We start from the raw sequence: 22874 nt of genomic DNA, 5'->3' as shown, positions 1-22874 counted from the left end.
CTTGATTGCTGTTTTGCGTCATGCCAGCCTCACGCCAAATGCCTTCATTGTGAAAGCTCGCGCGTGCAACTCACAGCCAACTGCCGTAAACCTTACGGATTGAACGTCCACTCGCCTCTGTGCGCGGCGCTGGCGTTGGCGTGGCTGCGCGCGTCGAGGTCAGCGGGTGGCGATCACCGCCGCCGGCCGGCGCGCCGCCCAGATCCACAACCCGATGCCGAACAGGATCATCGGCAAGCTGAGCCACTGCCCCTGGCTCAGGTTGAGCGCCTGCAGGCCGAGGAAGTCATCCGGCTCGCGGAAGAATTCGGCGATGAAGCGGAACACGCCATACCCCAAGGCGAACACCGCAGCGACCTGCCCTTCCTTGCGCTCCTTGCGCGCATAGAGCCAGAGCAGCACGAACAGCAGCAAGCCCTCCAGCAGGAACTGATAGACCTGCGAGGGATGGCGCGGCAGCATCGATCCGCTTTGCGGAAACACCATGCCCCAGGGCAGGTCCGGGCTCGAGAAACGCCCCCACAACTCACCATTGATGAAGTTACCGACGCGCCCCGCCGCCAGCCCCGTCGGCACGCACGGCGCAACGAAATCCATCACCTGCCAGAACGGCCGCTTTCGCGAATGCGCAAACCAGATCATCGACCCGATCACGCCCAGGAAGCCGCCATGGAAACTCATGCCGCCTTGCCACACCATGAAGATCTCGAGCGGGTGCGACAGGTAGTAGCCGGGCTTGTAGAAAAAGCAGTAGCCCAGCCGGCCGCCGATGATGACGCCGGCGACGCCCAGGAACAGGATGTCCTCCACGTCCTTGCGCTCCCACCCGCCGGGCCCGCCCAGCGAGCGAAAGGGCTCGTGCTGCAAGCGCCGCGTGCCGAGGAACCAGAACAAACCGAAAGCAGCCAGATAGGTCAGGCCATACCAGTGAATGGCGATCGGCCCGAGTTGCAGGGCAACCGGGTCGATGTGGGGATACATGAGCATGCGGCTATTGTGCCAACCCGCGCTCCCGCACAAAGTCGACGAAGCGCGCCAGCGCCGGGTTGTCGCTGGCCGCGGGCCAGACCAGGCTGGTTTCGCACCCGGGCAACGCCAGTGCTGCGCGGCGTCGACCAGGCAGCGCTGCAAACTCGGCCGCAGTGCGATAGACCACGCCGGCCCGCCGGAACTGCGTGACGCTTTCCGGCACCCAGGCCACGCCCAGGCCGCCCGACACTAGGTTGACGATGGTCTGCATCTGGATCGCTTCCTGCGCGACCTCGGGCACGCGTCCGACCCCGTGATAGAGCGCCAGGATCGCGTCGTGCACCGAAGGCAGGATGCGGCGCGGGAACGCGACCAACGGCTCGGCCAGCACCGCTTCGAGTTCCAGTTGCTTGACGCGCGCAAGCGGATGCTGCGTCGGCACCGCCAGCACCAAGGGCTCTGTGGCCACAGCCAGACATGCCAGCCCCGCCGGTGCAGCGCCCGGTGAATGCAGCACCAGCCCCGCATCGATTTCTCCACGCGCCAACGCTTCCAACTGCACGTCGCCCGTGGCTTCGACCAGTTCCAACGCGACCGCCGGGCACAGCGCGCGGAATTCGCGTACCCAGGCGGGCAGGCGCTCGAAGCCGATGGTCGAGACGAAGGCCAAACGCACCCGCCCCACTTCGCCAGCCGCGGCCGCCCGCGCCCGCGCCGGCAGGGCCTGGGCCCGCGCCAGCAAGTCGCGCACCTCCGGCACCAGCGCCGCACCCGCGGGCGTCAGCGCGACGCTGCGCCGCGTGCGGTCGAACAGGCGCACGCCGATTGCCTTTTCCAACTGCGCAATCGCCTGCGTCACGGGCGGCTGCGTCATGTGCAGGCGCGTGGCCGCACGGCCGAAGTGGAGTTCCTCGGCCACCGCCAGGAACTGCCGCCACACGCGCAGGTCGATCGAAGCTGTCATTCACGCAGCATATCAATAGACGCTTCCAAATGGATTGGCGCCAATCACAGAACACGCCGATACTTGGCGCCCCACGAGATATTCCGCTAGAGAGGCACACCACATGGCTGACACCCCGATCAACCGCCGCAGCATCAACATCGTCGACGGCAAGTCGCGCGCCCCCAACCGCTCGATGTTCTACGCGATGGGCTACGAAGAGAGCGATTTCAAGAAGCCGATGGTCGGCGTGGCCAACGGCCACAGCACCATCACCCCCTGCAATTCCGGCCTGCAAAAGTTGACGGATGCCGCCATCGAAGGCATCGAGGAAGCCGGCGGCAACGCACAGGTGTTCGGCACGCCGACCATCTCCGACGGCATGGCGATGGGCACCGAAGGCATGAAGTATTCGCTGGTCAGCCGCGAAGTGATTTCGGACTGCATCGAGACTTGCGTCGGCGGCCAGTGGATGGACGGCGTGCTCGTCGTCGGCGGCTGCGACAAGAACATGCCGGGCGGCATGATGGGCATGCTTCGCGCCAACGTGCCGGCCATCTACGTCTACGGCGGCACCATCCTGCCGGGCCGCTACAAGGGCCAGGACCTGAACATCGTCAGCGTGTTCGAGGCCGTGGGCCAGAACGCCGCCGGCAACATGAGCGACGAGGACCTGCTGGAGATCGAGAAGCGCGCCATCCCCGGCACCGGCTCCTGCGGCGGCATGTACACGGCCAACACCATGTCGAGTTCCTTCGAGGCGCTGGGCCTGTCGCTGCCCTACTCGTCCACCATGGCCAACCCGCACGATGAGAAGCAGAACTCGGCCAAGGAATCGGCCAAGGTCCTGATCGAGGCGATCAAGAAGGACCTGAAGCCGCGCGACATCGTCACCAAGAAGGCGATCGAGAACGCGGTCGCGGTGATCATGGCCACGGGCGGTTCGACCAACGCGGTGCTGCACTTCCTGGCCATCGCCCACGCGGCCGAGGTCGACTGGACCATCGACGACTTCGAGCGCATGCGCAAGAAGGTGCCGGTGCTGTGCGACCTCAAGCCCTCGGGCAAGTACCTCGCGGTCGACCTGCACCAGGCCGGCGGCATTCCGCAGGTCATGAAGATCCTGCTGAAGGCCGGACTGCTGCACGGCGACTGCATCACCATCAGTGGCCAGACCATCGAGGAAGTGCTGAAGGACGTGCCCGACACGCCGCGCGCCGACCAGGACGTGATCCGCCCGATCGACAAGCCCATGTACGTCGAAGGCCACCTCGCGATCCTCAAGGGCAACCTCTCGCCCGAAGGTGCGGTCGCCAAGATCACCGGCCTGAAGAACCCGGTCATCACCGGCCCGGCGCGTGTGTTCGACGACGAGCAATCGGCGCTCGCTGCGATCCTCGCCGGCAAGATCAAGGCCGGCGACGTGATGGTGCTGCGCTACCTCGGTCCCAAGGGCGGTCCGGGCATGCCGGAAATGCTGGCGCCCACCGGCGCGCTGATCGGCGCTGGCCTGGGTGAGTCCGTCGGCCTCATCACCGACGGCCGCTTCTCGGGTGGCACCTGGGGCATGGTGGTCGGCCACGTCGCGCCGGAAGCCTATGCGGGCGGCACGATCGCCTTCGTGAACGAAGGCGACTCGATCACCATCGACGCGCACGAACTCAAGCTCGAGCTCAACGTGCCCGAAGCCGAGATCGCGAAACGCCGCGAAGGCTGGAAGGCTCCCGCCCCGCGCTACACGCGTGGCGTGCAAGCCAAGTTCGCGTTCAATGCCTCCAGCGCCAGTTCAGGCGCGGTGCTCGACAAGTATTGAGCGAGTCCGCGTAGCGGGCTCATCGCAGTTCCACAACGCTGGAGCTGTGTTCTGCGCAGCACAAGCGAGGGCGAGCGAAGCGAAGCCTGTTCGTGAGCGCCCGCGGAAACGGCGGCTTTGCCGGGCCGCTGGAGGGGCTGAGGGCCGCGGCTCCAAGGCCTGCCTGCGCCGGCTTGGACGGCCCGCAAGAGCAGCCGCCCCCGGCGGCCGCCCGGGCGCCGCAGGCACTGCGGGGTGGGCTTTACTTCCCGCGGCGCTTGCGTTGGGATGGGCTGTCCAGCATGCCCAGCCGACTTCGCTTCCGTTCCTCCTTGCGCTTGTCTTCCCTCTTGATCACCTGGGACTTGGTGTAGCCCGACCAATCGGCCCAAGCCCACCAGATCACGGCAAGCGCAAACGGGATCAGCACGATGGCCCAGTGCAACGAGGCGACGGGGCCCCATTCGAAGTACTTGAGAGCGACACCGAGCACACCCAATAAAAGAAACCACATGGAGCAACCCTCGGAAAATTGAGTGGAACGGCCTACATTGCCGCTCACGTGCTCCCTACAATCTGATTTGGCTCAATGTAACGCAACTGATACCAACCACTTCCCATGAGACGAATCCTCTTGATGTCCGCCCTCGCATTGTTGAGTGCTGGTCCCGCCATGGCCGACCTCGCATTGGCCACGTCCAAGAACTGCATGGCCTGCCACACCGTGGACAAGAAGGTTCTCGGCCCAGCCTTCAAGGACATCGCCGCCAAGTACAAGGACGACAAGACCGCGCCCGAGAAGCTCGCGGTCAAGATCATGAAGGGGAGCAGCGGCGTATGGGGGTCACTGGCAATGCCGGCCAACACCCAGGTCAGCGAGAGCGAGGCCGCCCGACTGGCGGCCTGGGTACTCTCCGCCAAGTAATCAGCCGCGCTGCGGCACCACCTCGCCAATCGCGGGGCGGAAGCGGTCTTCCAGTTGGCCGACATGCGCCGCCGTGGTGTTGTCCGACTGGTCCGCGCGCTGGCGCAAGGACGCCTCGAGCTGCTGAACGCGCGCCAACAGCACTTCTTGTCGCTGGTTGGCTTGCGTCACTCGCGTGAGTTCCTGTGCTTCGAGGAAGCTGCGCAGTTCGGTGAAGCGAGACAGTTCGGCCTTGTCGGCCAATTCGCGCTGCGATTGCAGTTCCTTGGTGTGGCGACGCGTCTCCAGCATCACTGAACTCTGCAGATAGAAGACGTAGGCCAGGAAGAGTACACCGAGCAACGAGGTCAGGCCGAGCATGATGACGCCAAACGGCGCAGTCACCTGCATGAAGCCGATCGACATCAAGGTGGGTTGAACAAGGATGCCCCAGTTCAACGTGGCCAATGCTGCGATCAGCACCACCAGCAAAATCAAAAAACCTGATCTAACGCCCATGATTTCGTCCCCGTCTGTTGCTTGAGCCTTCGTTTGTAACTCACGCGCTGGACGAAATACGTCCGACGCGTGCCCAAACCTCAGTAGGCTTGCCCCAACTGTTCAAGGATGGCAGGGTTCTCCAGCGTCGAGGTGTCCTGCGTGATGGCCTCGCCCTTGGCGATCGAGCGCAGCAGGCGGCGCATGATCTTGCCGCTGCGCGTCTTGGGCAGGTTGTCGCCGAAGCGGATGTCCTTGGGCTTGGCGATCGGGCCGATTTCCTTGGCCACCCAGTTGCGCAGTTCCTTCGCGATCTCCTTGGCCTCGTCATCGCTCGGCCGGCCGCGCTTGAGCACCACGAAGGCACAGACCGCCTCGCCGGTCACGTCGTCGGGCCGGCCGACCACTGCGGCCTCGGCCACCAGGTCGGTCTTCGACACCAGCGCCGATTCGATCTCCATCGTGCCCAAACGGTGGCCCGACACGTTCAGCACGTCGTCGATGCGCCCGGTGATGCGGAAGTAGCCCCGGTCGGCGCTGCGCACCGCGCCGTCGCCGGCCAGGTAGATCGTGCCGCCCATCTCTTCGGGGAAATAGCTCTTCTTGAAGCGCTCCGGATCGTTCCAGATGGTGCGGATCATGGAAGGCCAAGGCCGCTTGATGACCAGCATGCCGCCGGCGCCGTTGGGCAAATCCTTGCCGGTCTCGTCGACGATCGCGGCCATGATGCCCGGCAGCGGCAAGGTGCAGGAACCCGGCACCAGCGGCGTGGCGCCCGGCAGCGGCGTGATCACGTGGCCGCCTGTTTCGGTCTGCCAGAAGGTGTCGACAATCGGACAACGCTCGTGGCCGATGTTCCGGTGGTACCACATCCAGGCCTCCGGGTTGATCGGTTCGCCGACGCTGCCGAGGATGCGCAGGCTGGAGAGATCGGAGCGGTCCGGGTGCGACTTCTCGTCGGATTCGGCGGCCTTGATCAGCGAGCGGATCGCGGTCGGTGCGGTGTAGAAGATCGTGACGCGGTGCTTCTCGATCATCTGCCAGAAGCGGCCCGCGTTCGGATACGTCGGGATGCCTTCGAAGACCACCTGGGTGGCGCCGGCAGCGAGCGGGCCGTAGGCGACATAGGTGTGGCCGGTGATCCAGCCGATGTCGGCGGTGCACCAGAACACGTCCTCCGGCCGCAGGTCGAAGGTCCAGTCCATCGTGAGCTTGGCCCACAGCAGGTAGCCGCCCGTCGCATGCTGCACGCCCTTGGGCTTGCCGGTGGAGCCGGAGGTGTAGAGGATGAACAGCGGATGCTCGGCGTTGACCGGCTCGGGCGGGCACAGGCCCTGCCCTTCGACTTCGGCCAACGCTTCGGTGAAGCTGATGTCGCGCCCTTCGACCCGCTTCCAGTCCGTCAACGTGCGTTCATAGACCAGCACCGTCTTGATCGTGGTGCAGCCGCCGAGCGCGATGCCGTCGTCGACGATGGCCTTGAGCGGCAGTTCCTTGCCGCCGCGCAGCTGGTAGTTGGCCGTGATGACTGCGACGGCGCCGGCGTCGATGATGCGTTCCTGCAGCGCCTTGGCCGAGAAGCCGCCGAACACGACGCTGTGGGTCGCGCCGATGCGCGCACAGGCCTGCATCGCGATCACGCCCTCGATGGTCATCGGCATGTAGACGATGACGCGGTCCCCCTTCTGGATGCCCTGCGCCTTCAGCGCGTTGGCGAACTGCGAGACGCGGGTCAGCAGGTCCTTGTAGGTGATCTTCGTGACGGCGCCGTCGTCGGCCTCGAAGATGATCGCGGTCTTGTCCTCGGTCGGCGTACCGATGTGCTTGTCGAGGCAGTTGGCGCTGGCGTTGAGTTCTCCGTCGCCGAACCATTGGTAGAACGGCGCGTTGGATTCGTCGAGCGTGCGCGTGAAGGGTTTCGTCCACTGCACGTTCTCGCGGGCCAGGCGGGTCCAGAAGCCATCGAAGTCGGTCTCCGCTTCCTTGCACAGCGCGTCGTACGCGGCCATGCCGGAGATGCGCGCGCCTTCGGTGGCGCGATGGTCGGGCGGGAACACGCGGGTCTCGACCAAAACGGACTCGATGTTCTTCGATGTGCTGCTCATTTCTGTATGTCTCCTCGGCCTTGGGGGGGGTGGTTTTCGCGTAATGTCGATGGTGGCACTTACGGGCCACTGACGTTCGCATCCTACGGCGTAAGGGCATCCTTCGTTCACCAGAGCAGCGCTTCTAGAATCGCGCCTTCGTCCGAAACACTACCCGATGTCACTTCCAGATTCCACTTCCGCCGTGCCCCGAAAGGGATCACCCCTGCGTCCCCTGCCCAAGCTCATCTTTGCGAGCCGCTGGCTGCAGTTGCCCCTGTACCTGGGCCTGATCGTTGCGCAGGGCATGTATGTCATCCACTTCCTGATCGAACTGCTGCACCTGGTGGAAGCCGCCTTCGGCAGCGAGCAGGCGCTGCAGGCACTGATCAGCAGCATTGGCTACAAGACCGACGCGCCCATCACCACGCTGAACGAAACGGTGATCATGCTCGTGGTGCTCGCCCTGATCGACGTGGTGATGATCTCGAACTTGCTCATCATGGTGATCGTCGGCGGCTACGAGACATTCGTCAGCCGCATGGACCTCGAAGGCCACCGGGACCAGCCGGAATGGCTTAGCCACGTGAACGCATCGGTATTGAAGGTGAAGCTGGCGATGTCGATCATCGGCATCAGCTCCATCCACCTGCTCAAGACCTTCATCAATGCCGGCAACTACACCGACCGGGTGCTGATCGCGCAAACGGCCATCCACATCGCCTTCCTGTTGTCCGCCCTGGCCATTGCCTACACCGACAAGATCATGTCGGGGATCGCCGAGAACAAGCACTGAAAGGTTGCCCACCCACGACCCGGCATGGCGAACTCAGCGGCCGGTCATGTTTTCCGGGATCACCCACTGGTCGAACTGCTCGCCGGTGAGGTGACCTGAGGCGACCGCCGCTTCGCGCAGGCTGGTGCCTTCCTTGTGCGCCTTCTTGGCGATGTAGGCGGCCTTGTCATAGCCAATGTGCGTGTTGAGCGCGGTCACCAGCATCAGTGACCGTTGCACGAGTTCGGTGATGCGCTCCCGGTTCGGCTCGATGCCGACGGCGCAGTGGTCGTTGAAGCTCACCATGCCGTCGGCCAGCAGCCGCACGCTTTGCAGGAAGTTGTGGGCCACCATCGGGCGGAACACGTTGAGCTCGAAGTTGCCGGAAGCGCCGCCGATGTTGATGGCCACGTCGTTGCCGAACACCTGCGCGGCGAGCATCGTGACGGCTTCGCTCTGCGTCGGGTTGACCTTGCCCGGCATGATCGACGAGCCAGGCTCGTTCTCCGGGATGCTCAGTTCGCCGATGCCGCTGCGCGGGCCACTGGCGAGCCAGCGCACGTCGTTGGCGATCTTGGTCATGCTGGCGGCCAGTGTCTTCAGGGCGCCATGGGCATGCACGAGGGCATCGACGCTCGCCATCGCCTCGAACTTGTTGGGCGCGGTGATGAAAGGCAGGCCCGTGAGCCTTGCGAGTTCCGCCGCGACCTGCTCCGCGTATCCCTTCGGCGCATTGAGCCCGGTGCCGACGGCCGTGCCGCCCAGGGCCAGTTCACACAGGTGCGGCAAGGCGGCACGGACGTGGGCCTCGCCGTGCGCCAGTTGGGCCGCATAGCCTGAGAACTCCTGGCCCAGCGTCAGCGGCGTCGCGTCCTGCAGATGGGTGCGGCCGATCTTGACGATGTCCATGAAGTCCACCGACTTCTGCGCCAAGGTGCCGCGCAGCTTCGCGATGGCCGGCAGCAGTTGGCGGGTCAGCGCCTCGACCGCCGCGACGTGCATCGCGGTGGGAAACACGTCATTGCTGGACTGGCTGCGGTTCACATCGTCATTCGGATGCACCAGCCGGCCCTCGCCGCGCTCGCCGCCCAGCAGTTCGCTCGCGCGATTGGCCAGCACCTCGTTGACGTTCATGTTGGTCTGGGTGCCCGAGCCGGTCTGCCAGACCACCAGCGGAAATTCTTCAGGATGCTTGCCGGCGATCACCTCGTCGGCCGCGGCGACGATGGCCTGGGTCTTCTTCTCGTCCTGCAGGCCCAGCGCGTGGTTCACGACCGCCGACGCTCGCTTGACCTGTGCCAGCGCCGTGATGATCTCGCGCGGTTGCCGCTCGCCGGAGATGTCGAAGTTGTGCAGCGAGCGCTGCGTCTGGGCGCCCCATAGTTTGTTCGACGGTACGTCGATGGGCCCGAAGGTGTCGCGCTCGATACGTGTGGTCATGGCGGTAGGCAAATTCGATGGAGGGGCGGCAAGTATCGGCGCGACACCGCCATGCCATTCCCCCGACCCAAAACAGCCCTGCTGCGAGCGGGTTCGTGCTTCAAGCCGAGCCGAGGACGGTCCGATCTTGGTCAACGTCTCGCCAATAAGGGATAGTCCTGCCCGACCTTGTCTCCTGCGGGACCATTCGCCGCCGCCCCGGCGTCCTAATGTCACGACTCACTACACACCCCAGGGAGACCTCATGCGCCGATTGCGTTTTGCCCAACCCGTCCGGCTGTTGTTGGGTGCTGCGGCATTTGCGGCCTGCAGTGCCACCGCCTTCGCTGCTGATGCCGTCAAGATTGCCTTCATCGAAGTGCTGTCCGGTCCGTTTGCCAATTCGGGCCAGACATCGCTCAACCAACTGCGCGAAGTGGTCGCCCAGCTCAATGCCACGGCATCGCCCACCGACGCAAAGCTGCAGATCGTGCCTTTCGATGGCAAGGGTTCGCCACAAGAGAGCGCCTCCGCCCTGAAAGCCGCCTTCGATCAGGACATCCGCTACGTGACCCAGGGGGGCGGCTCTGGGGTCGCATTGGCGCTGATCGACGCCATCAACAAACAGGCGGATCGCGACCCGGGCAACGCCATGGTCTACCTCAACTACGCGGCCCAGGACCCGAGCCTGACCAATGACAAGTGCAGCTTCTGGCACTTCCGCTTCTACCCGTCGAGCGAAATGCAGATCGAGGGCCTGACGACCTACCTCGAGAAGAAGCCGGAAATCAAGAAAGTGTTCCTGTTCAACCAGAACTACACCCACGGCCAGCAGGTGGCCAAGGCCTCGCGCGCCTACCTCGCACGCAAGCGGCCCGACATCCAGATCGTCGGCGAGGATTTCATTCCCATCGCCACCGTGCGCGACTTTGCGCCCTACGTCGCCAAGATCGCGGCTTCCGGTGCTGACACCGTCATCACATCCAACTGGGGCACCGACCTCGGCCTGTTGTTCAAGGCGGCCAAGGACTACAACCTCAACATCAACTTCTACACCTTCAATGGCAACAATCCGGGCATCCCTGCACAGATCGGATCGTGGGGCGCGGGCAAGATCTGGTCGATGTGGAATTGGGGCAGCAACGCACCCACGCCGGCTCTCGAGAAGATTGCGGTGGCGTACAAGAAGAAGGTGCCGGACGAGGACTTCATCTACGCCTCGCACTGGTACACCATGCACATGCTGCGTGCCGCGCTGCGCAAGGCGAAATCGAGCGATCCGACGAAGGTGGCATTCGCTCTCGAGGGCATGAAATACGACAGTCCGCTGGGCGAGGTCGAGATGCGCAAGACCGATCACCAACTGCTCGCACCCGTCTACATGGGCGTCTGGGCCAAGCAGGGCAGCCCCGGTGTCAAGTACGACGCCGAGAACACAGGCTATGGATTCAAGTCCGAGGTCGTGTGGGAGCCCTACCTGAGTGCGCAGCCGACTTCCTGCCAGATGAAACGCCCTCCGGCCTGAGGAGCCGCAGCGACGGGGCGGCTTGGCGCTGCGGTGGGATAATTTCGCCTCCCCACCGCATACAAAAGCTCCAACCATGACCACGACGATCCAGCAAGCCGACCTGATCGAATCCGTCGCTGCCGCGCTGCAGTACATCAGCTACTACCACCCGACCGACTACATCGCCCACCTGGCCAAGGCCTACGAGCGCGAGCAGAGCCCGGCCGCCAAGGACGCGATCGCCCAGATCCTCACCAACAGCAAGATGAGCGCGACCGGCCAGCGCCCGATCTGCCAGGACACCGGCATCGTCAACGTGTTCCTCAAGGTCGGCATGGACGTGCGCTGGGGCGGCTTCACCGGCAGCCTGGACGACGCCATCAACGAAGGCGTGCGCCGCGGCTACAACCACCCGGACAACACGCTGCGCGCCTCGGTCGTGGCCGATCCGCAGTTTGATCGCAAGAACACCAAGGACAACACGCCCGCCGTCATCTTCACCGAGATCGTCCCCGGCAACACCGTCGAAGTGACCGTCGCGGCCAAGGGCGGCGGCAGCGAGAACAAGAGCAAGCTGGTCATGCTGAACCCCGGCGACAGCGTGGTCGACTGGGTGCTGAAGACCGTGCCGACCATGGGCGCCGGCTGGTGCCCGCCGGGCATGCTGGGCATCGGCATCGGCGGCACGGCCGAAAAGGCCGCGCTGATGGCCAAGGAAAGCCTGATGGACGACCTCGACATGCACGAACTGCAGGCCAAGAAGGCCTCCGGCGCCGAACTGACCAAGGTCGAGGCGCTGCGCATCGAACTCTATGAAAAGGTCAATGCGCTGGGCATCGGCGCGCAGGGCCTGGGTGGCCTGTCGACCGTGCTGGACATCAAGATCAAGATGTACCCGACGCACGCCGCCAGCAAGCCCGTGGCAATGATCCCCAATTGCGCGGCCACGCGCCATGCGCATTTCGTGCTCGACGGCAGCGGCGCGGTCTACCTCACGCCGCCCTCGCTCGACCTGTGGCCGGACGTCAACTGGGCGCCCGACTACAACAAGAGCAAGAAGGTCAACCTCGACACGCTCACGCCCGAGGAAGTCGCCAGCTGGAAGCCCGGCGACACATTGCTGCTCAACGGCAAGATGCTCACGGGCCGCGACGCCGCGCACAAGCGCATCTCCGACATGCTGGCCAAGGGCGAGAAGCTGCCGGTGGACTTCACCAACCGCGTCATCTACTACGTCGGCCCGGTCGATCCGGTCAAGGGCGAAGCGGTCGGCCCGGCTGGCCCGACCACCGCCACGCGCATGGACGGGTTCACCGAAATGATGCTCGCGCAAACCGGCCTGATCGCGATGATCGGCAAGGCCGAGCGCGGCCCGGTCGCCATCGAAGCCATCAAGAAGCACAAGAGCGCCTACCTGATGGCGGTCGGCGGCGCGGCCTACCTGGTCAGCAAGGCGATCAAGACCGCGAAGGTCGTGGGCTTTGCGGACTTGGGCATGGAAGCCATCTACGAGTTCGACGTGGTCGACATGCCCGTCACCGTGGCGGTCGATTCCGGCGGCACCAGCGCCCACATCACCGGCCCGGCCGAATGGCAGAAGCGCATTGCCTCGGGCGAATTCAAGACCATCACGCTGGAACCGGCTTGACCTTGCTGCCGATCGACGAGCCTGCGGACGCCGCTCCATCGATCGGCGCGAGGAATAGCCCCCGGGACCGGGCTGCGCGCAGCCCGCCCCCCGAGGGGGATCGAGGCGAACTGGCGAAGCCGCATCGACCAGAGTGCGCGAACCTGCCTATCGGCGTGTTCGACAGCGGCGTCGGCGGATTGAGCGTCCTCAATGCGCTTCGCGCCGAATTGCCGCACGAGCGCTTCGTGTACTTCGCCGACACGGCAAACGCGCCCTACGGCGAGCGCGGCGACGCCTTCGTCACGCAGCGCACGCTGGCTATCGCGGTCGACCTGATCGAGCGGCACCGGATCAAGGCACTGGTCGTAGCGTGCAACACCGCGACCGCCGCCGCCATTCACCTCGTGCGGGCGACGTACCCTGCCCTTCCAGTCGTGGGCGTAGAGCCCGCCCTGAAACCCGCAGTGGCAACAAGTACCACCAGGAACATCGGCGTGCTCGCGACGCGCGGCACCCTCGACAGCCTGAAGTTCAGGAAGCTGCACGCCAGCCTGGTGGCCCAGGCGACTTTCAACCTGGTGCCTTGCGATGGTCTGGCAGCGGCGATCGAGACGTCGAACACCGCGGAAATCGCCGAACTGTGCGCCCGCTACATGCACGCCGCTGGCCGCTTCGGCACTGCGCCGGATCAAATCGACACCGTGGTACTCGGTTGCACCCACTACCCCTTCGTGACCGACGAACTGCGGCGCCATGCGGGGCAGGCTGTGCGTTTCATCGACACCGGCGCGCCCGTGGCGCTGCAGACGCGACGCCTGCTGACCGCCGCACACGCCTTGACCGAAGAACGCGATGACAACATCGCCACCGTGCTCGAATCCAGCGGCGCCCAGGAGGCACTGGCTGCCGCCGCAGCGCGCTGGCTCCGCCAACCCGCGGTGCTGGCCTGCTGACGCTCTCCAGGACGACCGTGCGCCCCACCCGAATCGCTGCGGCATTGCTGCTTGCCCTGCCCACCCTCGGGGTGCAGGCTGCGTGCGAGAACGGGCTGGCCGAGCGCATGCATGCCAAGCTGAATCCCGACCGGCACCTCGATGAGGAGCGCGCCGCCTGCAAGCCCTGGCCCGCATACCCGGGCCGCAGCATCGTGGTGCTACCGATGCCGCGTCCGTCCTCCGAGCCGGGCGTGACCAGCTACGACGTGGAAGTGCTCGTCATCCAACGACCCGACAACGGCAACACAGAACGCGACACGATCCTCGCCCGCGCCTTCGAGCCCAATGCACTGACCGAGGACGCCATCACCATCCAGGACATCCGCATCGATACCGGGCGCTACACGCTCGCGGCCAATACGCGCGCCTTCGGCATCCGCATCCGCTACCGCGGTGCGTCGCGGGTGAACCCCTACTCCAGCGAGACGCTGCAGCTCTACGTGGCGCAGGGCACGAAGGTTCGGAAGGTGCTTGACGAGATCGAACTGGACATGGACGGCGGCGAATGGGACGCCACCTGTACCGGCCACTTTGAGCAGGTGCGCGGTACGCTGGCGGTCGGCCAGGGAGTCAGCGAAGGCTTCGCCGACCTGGTCGTGCATCGCACCCAGACCGAAAACCGCGCCGAGTGGCAAGAAAGCGGCGAATGCATCGAGAAGGCGTTGCCCGTGAAGCTGCGCACTTTCACGTTGCACTACGACGGCGAACGCTACCCGATTCCCAAGGCGCTGCGAACCGAGTAATCCGACTTCGCAATCAGGCGCAGAACAAGGCGGAGAGCCGCTGACAGTGCTGTAGCACGGCAATCCAACGCAGTTGTGCGCCTGATTGCGAAGCCGTATCAGCGCGCAGCGCCAAGGGCGGCGGCGCGACCACGTCGCATGTCGATCGGCAGCAGCAGCAACAGGCCGGCAATGAACAAGCCCGTGGTCGCAAAGATTGCAATGCGCTGGTTGCCACCGGTCATCCAGGTGATGGCGCCATAGCTCAAGGGCCCGATGATGCTGGCCAGTCGCGTCGCAAAGCTCCACAGCCCGAAGAATTCAGCAAGTTGCTGCGGGGGTGCCAGGACGCCCGCCATGGCGCGCCCCGCCGATTGGCTGGAGCCCATCGCCAGCCCGGCAATCGCCGCGGCACCCCAGAAGCCGCCCTTGGTCGTGACCGAACCGGCGATGATGCACACCGCCATCCATGCCACCAAGGTCATCGACAGCGAGATCTTGTGGCCGATGCGGTCCTGCAGGTAGCCGAAGCTGAACGCACCGATCGCCGCGGCCAGGTTCAACGCGAAGATCAGAACCATCGTCTCCTGCGGCTTGAATCCGATCACCTGCTCCGCATAGATCGCGGCGAGCGTGATCGCCACCGCCACGCCGCCTTGGTAGGCCACCGTGCAGGCCAGCAGCCACATGAAGTCGGAGAAGGCGCGCGCCTGGTCGAAAGTGCGACGCAGCTGGCGCCAGGAGTCGCTCCACGAGACGCGACCGGAAGCGGCCGCCGGCTTGGCGCGCTCGGGCAGCAACGCAAAAGTCACGCACGCCGCCAGACCGTACATCAGCGCGGTCACCAGCATCGTCACCGACACGAAGTGCGAGGCCGGCAAACCCTGCGACTGTGCCCACAGCACATAGGCCAGGCACAGGCCCAGCGTCAGCATGCCGCCGATGTAGCCAAAGGCCCAGCCCCACCCGCTGACCTTGCCCATGCCGTCGGCGGTGGCCAGTTCCGGCAGGAAGGCGCCGGTCAGCGATTCGCCATACGAGTAGAAGGTGTTGGACACGACGACCAACAGCATCGCCATCGCGACCGCTTCCATGCCGGAGAGACGCGGCGTCAGTGCAAGCGCGGCGGTACTGAGGACGCAACCCGCCGTCGCCAGCATCAGCACCCGCTTCTTGGCCGCGCGCAGATCGGCCCAGGCGCCGATCATCGGCATCGTGAACATCACGATCGCGTAGGCAATGCTCAGGGACAACGTCCACGCGAAAGCGCCCCAGGCTGCGCCCTTCGCCAGGCCACCCACGAAGTAGGCGGCGAACACCGCCGTGATGACGACCGTCGTGTAGCCGGAGTTGGCGAAGTCGTACATCGCCCAGCCGAACACCTCGCGCTTTCGCACGCCAGCGTTCAAGGCCGATGAAGGAAACAGCGCCAAGCGTTGTCTTGGGTAGTTCTACGCAGGAACCGGCTCAGTGGAGGTGGCGCGGACGGCGACCGCCGCCATGACCCCCCGCACCCGGCGCACCACCGCTGCCGCGCGGACGCTTGCCGATTTCGAGCGAACTGACCAGCGCGTCGAAGCGATCGCCGAACAGCTTGTCGATTTCGCCGACCACGCCGCCGAGTTCCGAGCCGTCGAAGTGGCGCTCCATCAGCGCGACCACGTCTTCCACGAGCAGGTCGCGTTGCACCTGCATGATCGCGGCCGGGTTCGGGCCGACGAAGAGCATGATGAAGTCGTCGCGCGATTCTTCGTCGGCGTCGCCTTCTTCCTCGTCGTAGTCGGTGTCGTAGAAGGTGATCTCGATGGCCGCGCCCTGCTCGGCCAACTCGTTGAGCGCCATGCACATCTCGTCGAGTTCCTGGCGGAAGTCTTCATCACCGGGGACGGTCCAGCACATCGTCAGCATGTGCTCCTTCTGGTCGAAGCGGATGCCGGGCTCTTCTTCATAGGCGCTGGTAGCGCCATCGGCCAGCGACTTGGCGCCGGCGTATTTCCAGAGCGGGCGCAGGGCCTCCTGGATCTGGTCGAAGCTGACGTCGGCGCGCAGCGGCACATCGCCGTGCACGTGTATTTCGAACGGAGCGTTGTAGCGAGGCATGTCTTGCTCCCTTGTAAGTTGGTGCCCGGGGCCGGAATCGAACCGGCATGCCCCTTTTCAGGAAGCGGCGGATTTTAAGTCCGATGTGTCTACCAGTTTCACCACCCGGGCGATGGAGGTCAATGCGTCGAAGATAACCCAAACAAAAACAGCCTCGCCAACGAAGTTGATGAGGCTGTCGAATCGGTCTCTCGCGAACGATGACCAAGAGGTGGAGGCGCGTTCCAGAGTCGAACTGGACTAGACGGATTTGCAATCCGTTGCATAACCGATTTGCTAACGCGCCACGCTTGATACTGACATTCGACCCCGCCGACTCGTCGTCGATTGGCGGTCGAAAAAAAGGGAAGCGGTTGCTTCCCTTTTTCAAAACTGGAGCGGGAAAAGAGTCTCGAACTCTCGACCTCAACCTTGGCAAGGTTGCGCTCTACCAACTGAGCTATTCCCGCGTTTCGAGCCTCGAATTATATACCGGTTTTTCGAGGCTTGGCAAACATCCCGTTCAATGTTTCACGGAAGACGAATCTTCCGCGGGCTGCACGGCCGCACGTTGCTTGGCCAATTCGGCGACGGCGGCTGCGGATGCGGCCACTTCTTCGTCGGACAGCGGCGTCGGCGTCTTCTCGAGCGCGATCTCCAGCACCTTGTCGATCCACTTGACCGGGATGATCTCGAGGCCGTTCTTCACGTTCTCGGGAATGTCCTGCAAGTCCTTCGCGTTCTCCTCTGGGATCAGCACCGTCTTGATGCCGCCACGCAGGGCCGCAAGCAGCTTTTCCTTCAGGCCGCCGATGGCCGTGACTTCACCGCGCAAGGTGATCTCGCCGGTCATCGCGACGTCGGCCCGCACCGGGATGCCGGTGAGCGCCGACACGAAGGCCGTCGTCATCGCCGCGCCCGCGCTCGGGCCGTCCTTCGGCGTTGCGCCATCGGGCACGTGGATGTGAATGTCGCGCTTCTCGAACATCTCGTCCTTGATGCCGAGGCGGCGCGAACGGCTGCGCACCACCGTGCGTGCAGCCTCGACCGATTCCTTCATCACGTCACCGAGCGAACCCGTGCGGCTGATGACGCCCTTGCCCGGCATGGTCACGGCCTCGATCGTCAGCAGGTCGCCGCCGACTTCGGTCCATGCGAGGCCGACCACCTGGCCGACCTGGTTCTGCTTCTCGGCACGGCCGAAGGTGTACTTGCGCACGCCCAGGAAGTCGTTGAGGTTCTCGCCGTTGACCGTGACCTGCGGCGTCATCTTCTTCAGCAGCAGGCCCTTCACCACCTTGCGGCAGATCTTGGACAGCTCGCGCTCGAGCGAACGCACGCCGGCTTCACGGGTGTAGTAGCGCACGATGTCGCGCACCGCTTCCTCGGTGACCAGCAGTTCGCCTTCCTTCACGCCGTTGTTCTTCAGCTGCTTGGGCAGCAGGTACTTCAGCGCGATGTGCGTCTTCTCGTCTTCCGTGTAGCCGGCCAGGCGGATGACTTCCATCCGATCCAGCAGCGCCGGCGGAATGTTCATCGAATTCGACGTCGCCACGAACATCACGTCGCTGAGGTCGAAATCGACCTCGACGTAATGGTCCCCGAAGGTGTGGTTCTGTTCGGGGTCCAGCACTTCCAGCAGCGCGCTCGACGGGTCACCACGGAAGTCCGTGCCGAGCTTGTCGATCTCGTCCAGCAGGAACAGCGGATTGCGCGTGCCGACCTTGTTCAGGCTCTGCAGCACCTTGCCCGGCAGCGCGCCGATGTAGGTGCGGCGATGGCCGCGGATCTCGGCCTCGTCACGCATGCCGCCCAGCGCCATGCGGGTGTACTTGCGGCCGGTCGCCTTGGCGATCGACTGGCCCAGCGAGGTCTTGCCCACGCCCGGAGGCCCGACCAGGCACAAGATCGGCGCCTTCACCTTGTCGACGCGTTGCTGCACCGCGAGGTATTCCAGGATGCGGTCCTTGACCTTGTCGAGGCCATAGTGGTCCTCGTTGAGCACTTCCTCGGCATGCGCCAGGTCGTGCTTGATCTTGGTCTTCTTGCTCCACGGCAGGCCGACCAGCACGTCGATGTAGTTGCGCACGACGGTCGCTTCGGCCGACATCGGCGACATCAGCTTGAGCTTCTTGAGTTCGCTCTCGGCCTTCTTGAGCGCGTCCTTCGGCATCTTGGCAAGCTTGATCTTCTTCTCGATCTCCTCGATGTCCGCGCCCTCTTCGCCTTCGCCAAGCTCCTTCTGGATCGCCTTGACCTGTTCGTTGAGGTAGAAGTCGCGCTGGTTCTTCTCCATCTGGCGCTTCACACGGCCACGGATCTTCTTGTCGACGTTGAGGATGTCGACTTCACGCTCCAGCTGGCCGAACAGGTTTTCCAGCCGCGCCTTGACGTCGGCCAAGTCCAGCACCGACTGCTTGTTGTCGAGCTTGAGCGGCAGGTGCGCGGCGATCGTGTCGGCCAGGCGGCCCGGATCATCGATGCTGGAGATGGACGTGAGGATCTCCGGCGGGATCTTCTTGTTGAGCTTCACATACTGGTCGAACTGCTGCATCACGGCGCGACGCAGTGCTTCGATCTCGGTGCCGGTCTGCGCGGCGCCTTCACCGCCGATCGGGCTCACGTTGGCCGAGAAGTGGGTCTCGCCATCGTCGATGCGGTTGACGCGGGCGCGCTGCTGGCCTTCGACCAGCACCTTGACCGTGCCATCGGGCAGCTTGAGCATCTGCAGGATGGTCGAGACGCAGCCGACTTCGAACATGTCTTCGACGGCAGGCTCGTCCTTGGCCGCGGCTTTTTGCGCGACCAGCATGATGCGGCGCTCGGCTTCCATCGCGAGTTCCAGCGCCTTGATGCTCTTGGCGCGGCCGACGAACAGCGGAATCACCATGTGGGGGAACACCACGACATCCCGCAGCGGCAGCAGCGGCAGATCGATGGCTTCAGGTGGCAGGGGTGTGTGACCGGACATGCGAATCCTCTTGATGTGTCAGGCAAAGATGGAACGCGCCGCGCGGATTTCAAGCCCGCGCGGCGCGTTCAATGTGGGGCACACGCCGGTTGGCGTGTGAAAGGTCGGCGTGAGGACCGCGGCCACCTATGCCTTTTTGGCCGCCTCGCGGTAGACGAGCAACGGTGGCTTGCTTTCGTCGATGGTCGATTCCTCGACCACGACCTTGTCGACGTTGGTGGCATTCGGCAGTTCGAACATCGTGTCGATCAGCGACTGTTCGAGGATGGAACGCAGGCCGCGCGCGCCGGTCTTGCGGGCCAGCGCCTTGCGGGCGATGGCCTTCAAAGCGGCGGGGCGGATCTCCAAGTCCACGCCTTCCATCTGCAACAGCTTGGTGAACTGCTTGACGACGGCGTTCTTGGGTTCGGTCAGGATCTGCACCAGCGCGTCTTCGCTGAGTTCAGCCAGCGATGCAACGACCGGCATACGACCCACCAATTCGGGAATCAAGCCGAACTTGATCAGGTCTTCCGGCTCGACCTCGCGGAACACTTCCGTGACGCTGCGCTGCTGCTTGCTGCGCACCGATGCGCCAAAGCCGATGCCCGAGGCTTCCGTGCGGTTCTCGATGACCTTCTCCAGCCCCGCGAACGCGCCGCCGCAGATGAACAGGATGTTGGTCGTGTCGATCTGCAGGAAGTCCTGGTTCGGATGCTTGCGACCGCCCTGCGGCGGCACGCTGGCCATGGTGCCTTCGATGAGCTTCAACAGCGCCTGCTGCACGCCCTCGCCCGACACGTCGCGCGTGATCGAGGGGTTGTCTGACTTGCGCGAGATCTTGTCGATTTCGTCGATGTAGACGATGCCGCGCTGGGCGCGCTCGACCTCGTAGTTGCAGCTTTGCAGCAGCTTCTGGATGATGTTCTCGACGTCTTCGCCGACATAGCCGGCTTCGGTCAGCGTGGTGGCGTCGGCCATCACGAAAGGCACGTCGAGCATGCGTGCGAGCGTCTGCGCGAGCAGCGTCTTACCCGAGCCCGTGGGGCCGATCAGCAGGATGTTGCTCTTGCTGAGTTCGACGTCGTCGCCCTTGGCCTTTTCCTTGTGGCGCAGGCGCTTGTAGTGGTTGTAGACCGCCACCGCGAGCATGCGCTTGGCCGGCTCCTGGCCGATCACGTAGTTGTCGAGGTTGGCCTTGATTTCGAGCGGCGTCGGCAGGTCGTTGCGGGCGTCGCGCGCTTCCTCGCCGGCCGGCAATTCATCGCGAATGATCTCGTTGCACAGGTCGATGCATTCGTCGCAGATGAACACCGACGGACCGGCGATCAGCTTCTTGACCTCGTGCTGGCTCTTCCCGCAGAACGAGCAGTAAAGCGTCTTTTCGCTGGAGGAGCCTTTTTTCTCGGCCATGAAGGTGCCTCGTAACTGGAATTTAACAATGATAGCGAAACAAAAACGGCGTTCCCCGTGTGGGCAAACGCCGTTGTTGCTCGAATACGCGCCCCTGGCGCGGTACTGGCGCCGCAGCGCTTTGCAGCTGCGATCAGCTGCGCTTGGAAATCACCTGGTCGATGAGCCCGTATTCCTTGGACTCGTCGGCCGTCAGGAAATAGTCGCGTTCGGTGTCGCGGGCAATTTTCTCAAAGCTCTGGCCGGTGCGTTCGGCTAGGATTTTGTTCATTTGCTCGCGCGTCTTCAAAATGTCACGGGCATGGATCTCGATGTCCGTGGCCTGGCCGCGAGCGCCGCCGAGCACCTGGTGGATCATGATCTTCGAATTGGGCAGCGAGAAGCGCTTGCCCTTTTCACCCGCCGCCAGCAGGAAGGCGCCCATGCTGGCCGCGAAGCCGATGCACAGCGTCGACACGGCCGGCTTGATGAACTGCATGGTGTCGTAGATCGCCATGCCGGCGCTCACGCTGCCGCCCGGGGAATTGATGTAGAACGAGATGTCCTTGTCCGGGTTTTCGCTCTCGAGGAACAGCAACTGCGCCACCACGAGATTGGCCGTCTGGTCGTTGACCTCGCCGACCAGGAAAATCACGCGCTCCTTCAGCAAGCGCGAATAGATGTCATAGGACCGCTCGCCGCGGCCCGATTGCTCGATCACCATCGGCACCATGCCGAGAGCTTTAGTGTCCAGTGCGCTCATGAAAATGCTCCGTTCAGTGCTTGACCTTGCCAGCGGATGCCGGCACGGTGCAAATGGGGTGGGCCTGCGCAGTTACAAGCCCGCCCGATCGTGCAGTATCGGTCAGCTGGCGATCAGCCTTGTTGCTGCTGCGCCATCAGTTCGTCGAACGAGACAGCCTTGTCAGCGACCTGCGCCGTGCCCAGCACGAAATCGGTCACGTTGTTTTCAATGACCACCGATTCGACTTCGGCCAAGCGGTTGTTGTCGCTGAAATACCAGCGGACGACGTCTTGCGGCTTTTCGTAGCTGGCGGCGAGTTCGTCGATGTGGGCCTTGATCTGCTCCGGCTTGGCTTGCAGGTTGTTGGCACGCACCAGTTCGGCGACCACCAGGCCGAGGCGCACGCGGCGTTCGGCTTGCGACTGGAAGATCTCTTCGGGGATCGGGGCCTTGTCGGCGTCCTTGATGCCGCGCTGCTTGAGTTCGGCACGGGCGCCTTCGACCATGCGCTGGACTTCCTGCTGTACGCTGGCCTTGGGCAGGTCGAGTTCGGCATTGGCGATCAGCGCGTCCATGACGGCGGTCTTGTTCCTGGCCAGCAGGCGGAACTTCACTTCGCGCTCGAGGTTGCGCTTGATGTCGGCGCGCAGGCCTTCGACCGTGGCTTCGGCAATGCCGAGCGACTTGGCGAGTTGCTCGTTGACTTCGGGCAGGTTGGTCGACTCGATCTTCTTCACGGTGACCATGAAGTCGGCTTGCTTGCCGGCCACGTCCTTGCCGTGGTAGTCGGCCGGGAAGGACAGCGGGAAGGTGCGGCTGTCGCCGTTCTTCAGGCCGCGCACGGCATCTTCGAATTCCTTGAGCATCTGGCCTTCGCCGACGATGAACTGGAAGTCCTCGGCCTTGCCGCCCTGGAAGGTTTCGCCGTCGATCTTGCCTTCGAAGTCGACCGTCACGCGGTCGCTGTCCTGGGCTTGCGCGTCCATCGCGCGTTGGGCGAAAGTGCGGCGTTGCTTGCGCAGGATGTCGAGGGTCTTGTCGATGGCTTCGTCGCTGACGTCGGCCGTGAGGCGTTCGACGGTGGCGCCGGACAGGTCGTTGATCTTGACCTCGGGGAACACTTCGAAGACGGCGTCGAAGGCGAGTTGGCCTTCAGGTGCTTCTTCCTTTTCCGTGATGCGGGGCTGGCCGGCGACGCGGAGCTTCGCTTCGTTGGCGGCTTGCGAGAAGGCTTCGCCGACCTTGTCGTTCATGACCTCGTAGTGCACCGAATAGCCGTATCGCTGGGCCACGACGTTCATCGGCACCTTGCCCGGACGGAAGCCGTCCATCTTGACGGTGCGCGCGAGCTTCTTGAGGCGCGAATCGACTTCGTTCTGGATGGAGCCGACCGGCAGGGTCAGCGTGATCTTGCGCTCGAGCTTTTCGAGGGTCTCAACAGTCACGGTCATTTTTTGTTCCTCAAAAGGA

The 22874-nt window shown here is 64.1% G+C and carries 19 protein-coding genes and 3 tRNA genes; 7 read left to right on the top strand and 15 right to left on the bottom strand.

Annotated elements, in window-relative coordinates; translation table 11 throughout:
* Positions 1-159: 159 nt before the first annotated feature.
* Positions 160-987 (bottom strand): prolipoprotein diacylglyceryl transferase, encoded by an 828-nt coding sequence (gene lgt / locus WKW82_RS11845; RefSeq protein ID WP_340342493.1) that lies wholly within the window; start codon positions 985-987, stop codon positions 160-162.
* A gap of 4 nt (positions 988-991) precedes the next feature.
* On the bottom strand, positions 992-1933 hold the full coding sequence (locus tag WKW82_RS11840; protein WP_340342492.1) for a LysR family transcriptional regulator: 942 nt from the start codon (positions 1931-1933) through the stop codon (positions 992-994).
* 103 nt (positions 1934-2036) lie between these two features.
* On the opposite strand from WKW82_RS11840, the gene ilvD reads away from it, so the two are divergent.
* On the top strand, positions 2037-3725 hold the full coding sequence (gene ilvD, locus WKW82_RS11835; protein WP_340342491.1) for a dihydroxy-acid dehydratase: 1689 nt from the start codon (positions 2037-2039) through the stop codon (positions 3723-3725).
* Between the two features lie 241 nt (positions 3726-3966).
* Here ilvD and WKW82_RS11830 read toward each other — a convergent pair whose 3' ends face one another.
* Positions 3967-4218: a TIGR04438 family Trp-rich protein gene (locus WKW82_RS11830; protein ID WP_340342490.1), complete on the bottom strand. Its 252-nt coding sequence runs from the start codon at positions 4216-4218 to the stop codon at positions 3967-3969.
* Between the two features lie 105 nt (positions 4219-4323).
* On the opposite strand from WKW82_RS11830, the gene WKW82_RS11825 reads away from it, so the two are divergent.
* The gene (locus WKW82_RS11825) at positions 4324-4629 is read left to right on the top strand and encodes a c-type cytochrome (RefSeq protein ID WP_340342489.1); all 306 of its coding nucleotides are present in this window, start codon (positions 4324-4326) and stop codon (positions 4627-4629) included.
* Here the strand turns inward: WKW82_RS11825 and WKW82_RS11820 are convergent, their stop codons facing one another.
* Positions 4630-5127 (bottom strand): LapA family protein, encoded by a 498-nt coding sequence (locus WKW82_RS11820; protein WP_340342488.1) that lies wholly within the window; start codon positions 5125-5127, stop codon positions 4630-4632.
* Positions 5128-5207: 80 nt separating this feature from the next.
* Positions 5208-7211 (bottom strand): acetate--CoA ligase, encoded by a 2004-nt coding sequence (acs, locus tag WKW82_RS11815; RefSeq protein ID WP_340342487.1) that lies wholly within the window; start codon positions 7209-7211, stop codon positions 5208-5210.
* A 157-nt stretch (positions 7212-7368) separates the two neighbouring features.
* On the opposite strand from acs, the gene WKW82_RS11810 reads away from it, so the two are divergent.
* A complete protein-coding gene (locus tag WKW82_RS11810) occupies positions 7369-7986 on the top strand; it encodes a TIGR00645 family protein (protein WP_340342486.1) in 618 nt (205 codons plus the stop codon).
* Between the two features lie 33 nt (positions 7987-8019).
* Here WKW82_RS11810 and fumC read toward each other — a convergent pair whose 3' ends face one another.
* The gene (gene fumC / locus WKW82_RS11805) at positions 8020-9405 is read right to left on the bottom strand and encodes a class II fumarate hydratase (RefSeq protein WP_340342485.1); all 1386 of its coding nucleotides are present in this window, start codon (positions 9403-9405) and stop codon (positions 8020-8022) included.
* A 244-nt stretch (positions 9406-9649) separates the two neighbouring features.
* On the opposite strand from fumC, the gene WKW82_RS11800 reads away from it, so the two are divergent.
* The 4 genes from WKW82_RS11800 to WKW82_RS11785 all read left to right on the top strand — a co-directional run bounded on the left by WKW82_RS11800 (position 9650) and on the right by WKW82_RS11785 (position 14259).
* Positions 9650-10909, top strand: a complete 1260-nt coding sequence (locus WKW82_RS11800; protein WP_340342484.1) for a branched-chain amino acid ABC transporter substrate-binding protein — start codon at positions 9650-9652, stop codon at positions 10907-10909.
* 76 nt (positions 10910-10985) lie between these two features.
* Positions 10986-12539: a fumarate hydratase gene (locus WKW82_RS11795; RefSeq protein ID WP_340342483.1), complete on the top strand. Its 1554-nt coding sequence runs from the start codon at positions 10986-10988 to the stop codon at positions 12537-12539.
* 155 nt (positions 12540-12694) lie between these two features.
* Positions 12695-13474 (top strand): glutamate racemase, encoded by a 780-nt coding sequence (gene murI / locus WKW82_RS11790; protein ID WP_340342482.1) that lies wholly within the window; start codon positions 12695-12697, stop codon positions 13472-13474.
* Positions 13475-13491: 17 nt separating this feature from the next.
* On the top strand, positions 13492-14259 hold the full coding sequence (locus WKW82_RS11785) for a PA3715 family protein (RefSeq protein ID WP_340342481.1): 768 nt from the start codon (positions 13492-13494) through the stop codon (positions 14257-14259).
* A gap of 98 nt (positions 14260-14357) precedes the next feature.
* On the opposite strand, the gene WKW82_RS11780 is transcribed toward WKW82_RS11785, so the two are convergent.
* The 9 genes from WKW82_RS11780 to tig all read right to left on the bottom strand — a co-directional run bounded on the left by WKW82_RS11780 (position 14358) and on the right by tig (position 22855).
* Positions 14358-15671 (bottom strand): MFS transporter, encoded by a 1314-nt coding sequence (locus tag WKW82_RS11780; RefSeq protein WP_340342480.1) that lies wholly within the window; start codon positions 15669-15671, stop codon positions 14358-14360.
* A 34-nt stretch (positions 15672-15705) separates the two neighbouring features.
* The gene (locus tag WKW82_RS11775; RefSeq protein ID WP_340336543.1) at positions 15706-16338 is read right to left on the bottom strand and encodes a DUF6806 family protein; all 633 of its coding nucleotides are present in this window, start codon (positions 16336-16338) and stop codon (positions 15706-15708) included.
* Positions 16339-16357: 19 nt separating this feature from the next.
* Positions 16358-16449: transfer RNA gene (locus tag WKW82_RS11770), tRNA-Leu, on the bottom strand.
* A 101-nt stretch (positions 16450-16550) separates the two neighbouring features.
* Positions 16551-16624: transfer RNA gene (locus WKW82_RS11765), tRNA-Cys, on the bottom strand.
* 87 nt (positions 16625-16711) lie between these two features.
* A tRNA-Gly gene (locus tag WKW82_RS11760) sits at positions 16712-16787 on the bottom strand.
* A 53-nt stretch (positions 16788-16840) separates the two neighbouring features.
* Positions 16841-19288, bottom strand: coding sequence for an endopeptidase La (gene lon, locus WKW82_RS11755; protein WP_340342479.1), 2448 nt, complete (start codon positions 19286-19288; stop codon positions 16841-16843).
* Positions 19289-19414: 126 nt separating this feature from the next.
* Positions 19415-20680, bottom strand: coding sequence for an ATP-dependent Clp protease ATP-binding subunit ClpX (gene clpX, locus WKW82_RS11750; protein WP_340342478.1), 1266 nt, complete (start codon positions 20678-20680; stop codon positions 19415-19417).
* Positions 20681-20813: 133 nt separating this feature from the next.
* Positions 20814-21422: an ATP-dependent Clp endopeptidase proteolytic subunit ClpP gene (gene clpP, locus WKW82_RS11745; protein ID WP_340336546.1), complete on the bottom strand. Its 609-nt coding sequence runs from the start codon at positions 21420-21422 to the stop codon at positions 20814-20816.
* A gap of 113 nt (positions 21423-21535) precedes the next feature.
* Positions 21536-22855 carry a trigger factor gene (gene tig, locus WKW82_RS11740; protein WP_340342477.1) on the bottom strand — a complete coding sequence of 440 codons (1320 nt, stop codon included), beginning with the start codon at positions 22853-22855 and terminating at the stop codon, positions 21536-21538.
* Between the last annotated feature and the right edge of the window lie 19 nt (positions 22856-22874).

Origin of the sequence: Variovorax rhizosphaerae, from assembly GCF_037889975.1 — a bacterium.
Classification (GTDB): domain Bacteria; phylum Pseudomonadota; class Gammaproteobacteria; order Burkholderiales; family Burkholderiaceae_C; genus Variovorax; species Variovorax rhizosphaerae.
This window is presented reverse-complemented; position numbering and strand designations above follow the sequence as displayed.

Excerpts from the sequence above, each read along its gene's own strand:
- WKW82_RS11800 (WP_340342484.1), top strand. The coding sequence starts at position 9,650 with ATGCGCCGATTGCGTTTTGCCCAACCCGTCCGGCTGTTGTTGGGTGCT.
- clpX (WP_340342478.1), bottom strand. The coding sequence starts at position 20,680 with ATGGCCGAGAAAAAAGGCTCCTCCAGCGAAAAGACGCTTTACTGCTCG.
- WKW82_RS11775 (WP_340336543.1), bottom strand. The coding sequence starts at position 16,338 with ATGCCTCGCTACAACGCTCCGTTCGAAATACACGTGCACGGCGATGTG.
- WKW82_RS11795 (WP_340342483.1), top strand. The coding sequence starts at position 10,986 with ATGACCACGACGATCCAGCAAGCCGACCTGATCGAATCCGTCGCTGCC.
- lon (WP_340342479.1), bottom strand. The coding sequence starts at position 19,288 with ATGTCCGGTCACACACCCCTGCCACCTGAAGCCATCGATCTGCCGCTG.
- WKW82_RS11830 (WP_340342490.1), bottom strand. The coding sequence starts at position 4,218 with ATGTGGTTTCTTTTATTGGGTGTGCTCGGTGTCGCTCTCAAGTACTTC.
- fumC (WP_340342485.1), bottom strand. The coding sequence starts at position 9,405 with ATGACCACACGTATCGAGCGCGACACCTTCGGGCCCATCGACGTACCG.
- WKW82_RS11810 (WP_340342486.1), top strand. The coding sequence starts at position 7,369 with ATGTCACTTCCAGATTCCACTTCCGCCGTGCCCCGAAAGGGATCACCC.
- WKW82_RS11820 (WP_340342488.1), bottom strand. The coding sequence starts at position 5,127 with ATGGGCGTTAGATCAGGTTTTTTGATTTTGCTGGTGGTGCTGATCGCA.
- clpP (WP_340336546.1), bottom strand. The coding sequence starts at position 21,422 with ATGAGCGCACTGGACACTAAAGCTCTCGGCATGGTGCCGATGGTGATC.
- WKW82_RS11825 (WP_340342489.1), top strand. The coding sequence starts at position 4,324 with ATGAGACGAATCCTCTTGATGTCCGCCCTCGCATTGTTGAGTGCTGGT.
- ilvD (WP_340342491.1), top strand. The coding sequence starts at position 2,037 with ATGGCTGACACCCCGATCAACCGCCGCAGCATCAACATCGTCGACGGC.
- WKW82_RS11840 (WP_340342492.1), bottom strand. The coding sequence starts at position 1,933 with ATGACAGCTTCGATCGACCTGCGCGTGTGGCGGCAGTTCCTGGCGGTG.
- lgt (WP_340342493.1), bottom strand. The coding sequence starts at position 987 with ATGCTCATGTATCCCCACATCGACCCGGTTGCCCTGCAACTCGGGCCG.
- acs (WP_340342487.1), bottom strand. The coding sequence starts at position 7,211 with ATGAGCAGCACATCGAAGAACATCGAGTCCGTTTTGGTCGAGACCCGC.
- tig (WP_340342477.1), bottom strand. The coding sequence starts at position 22,855 with ATGACCGTGACTGTTGAGACCCTCGAAAAGCTCGAGCGCAAGATCACG.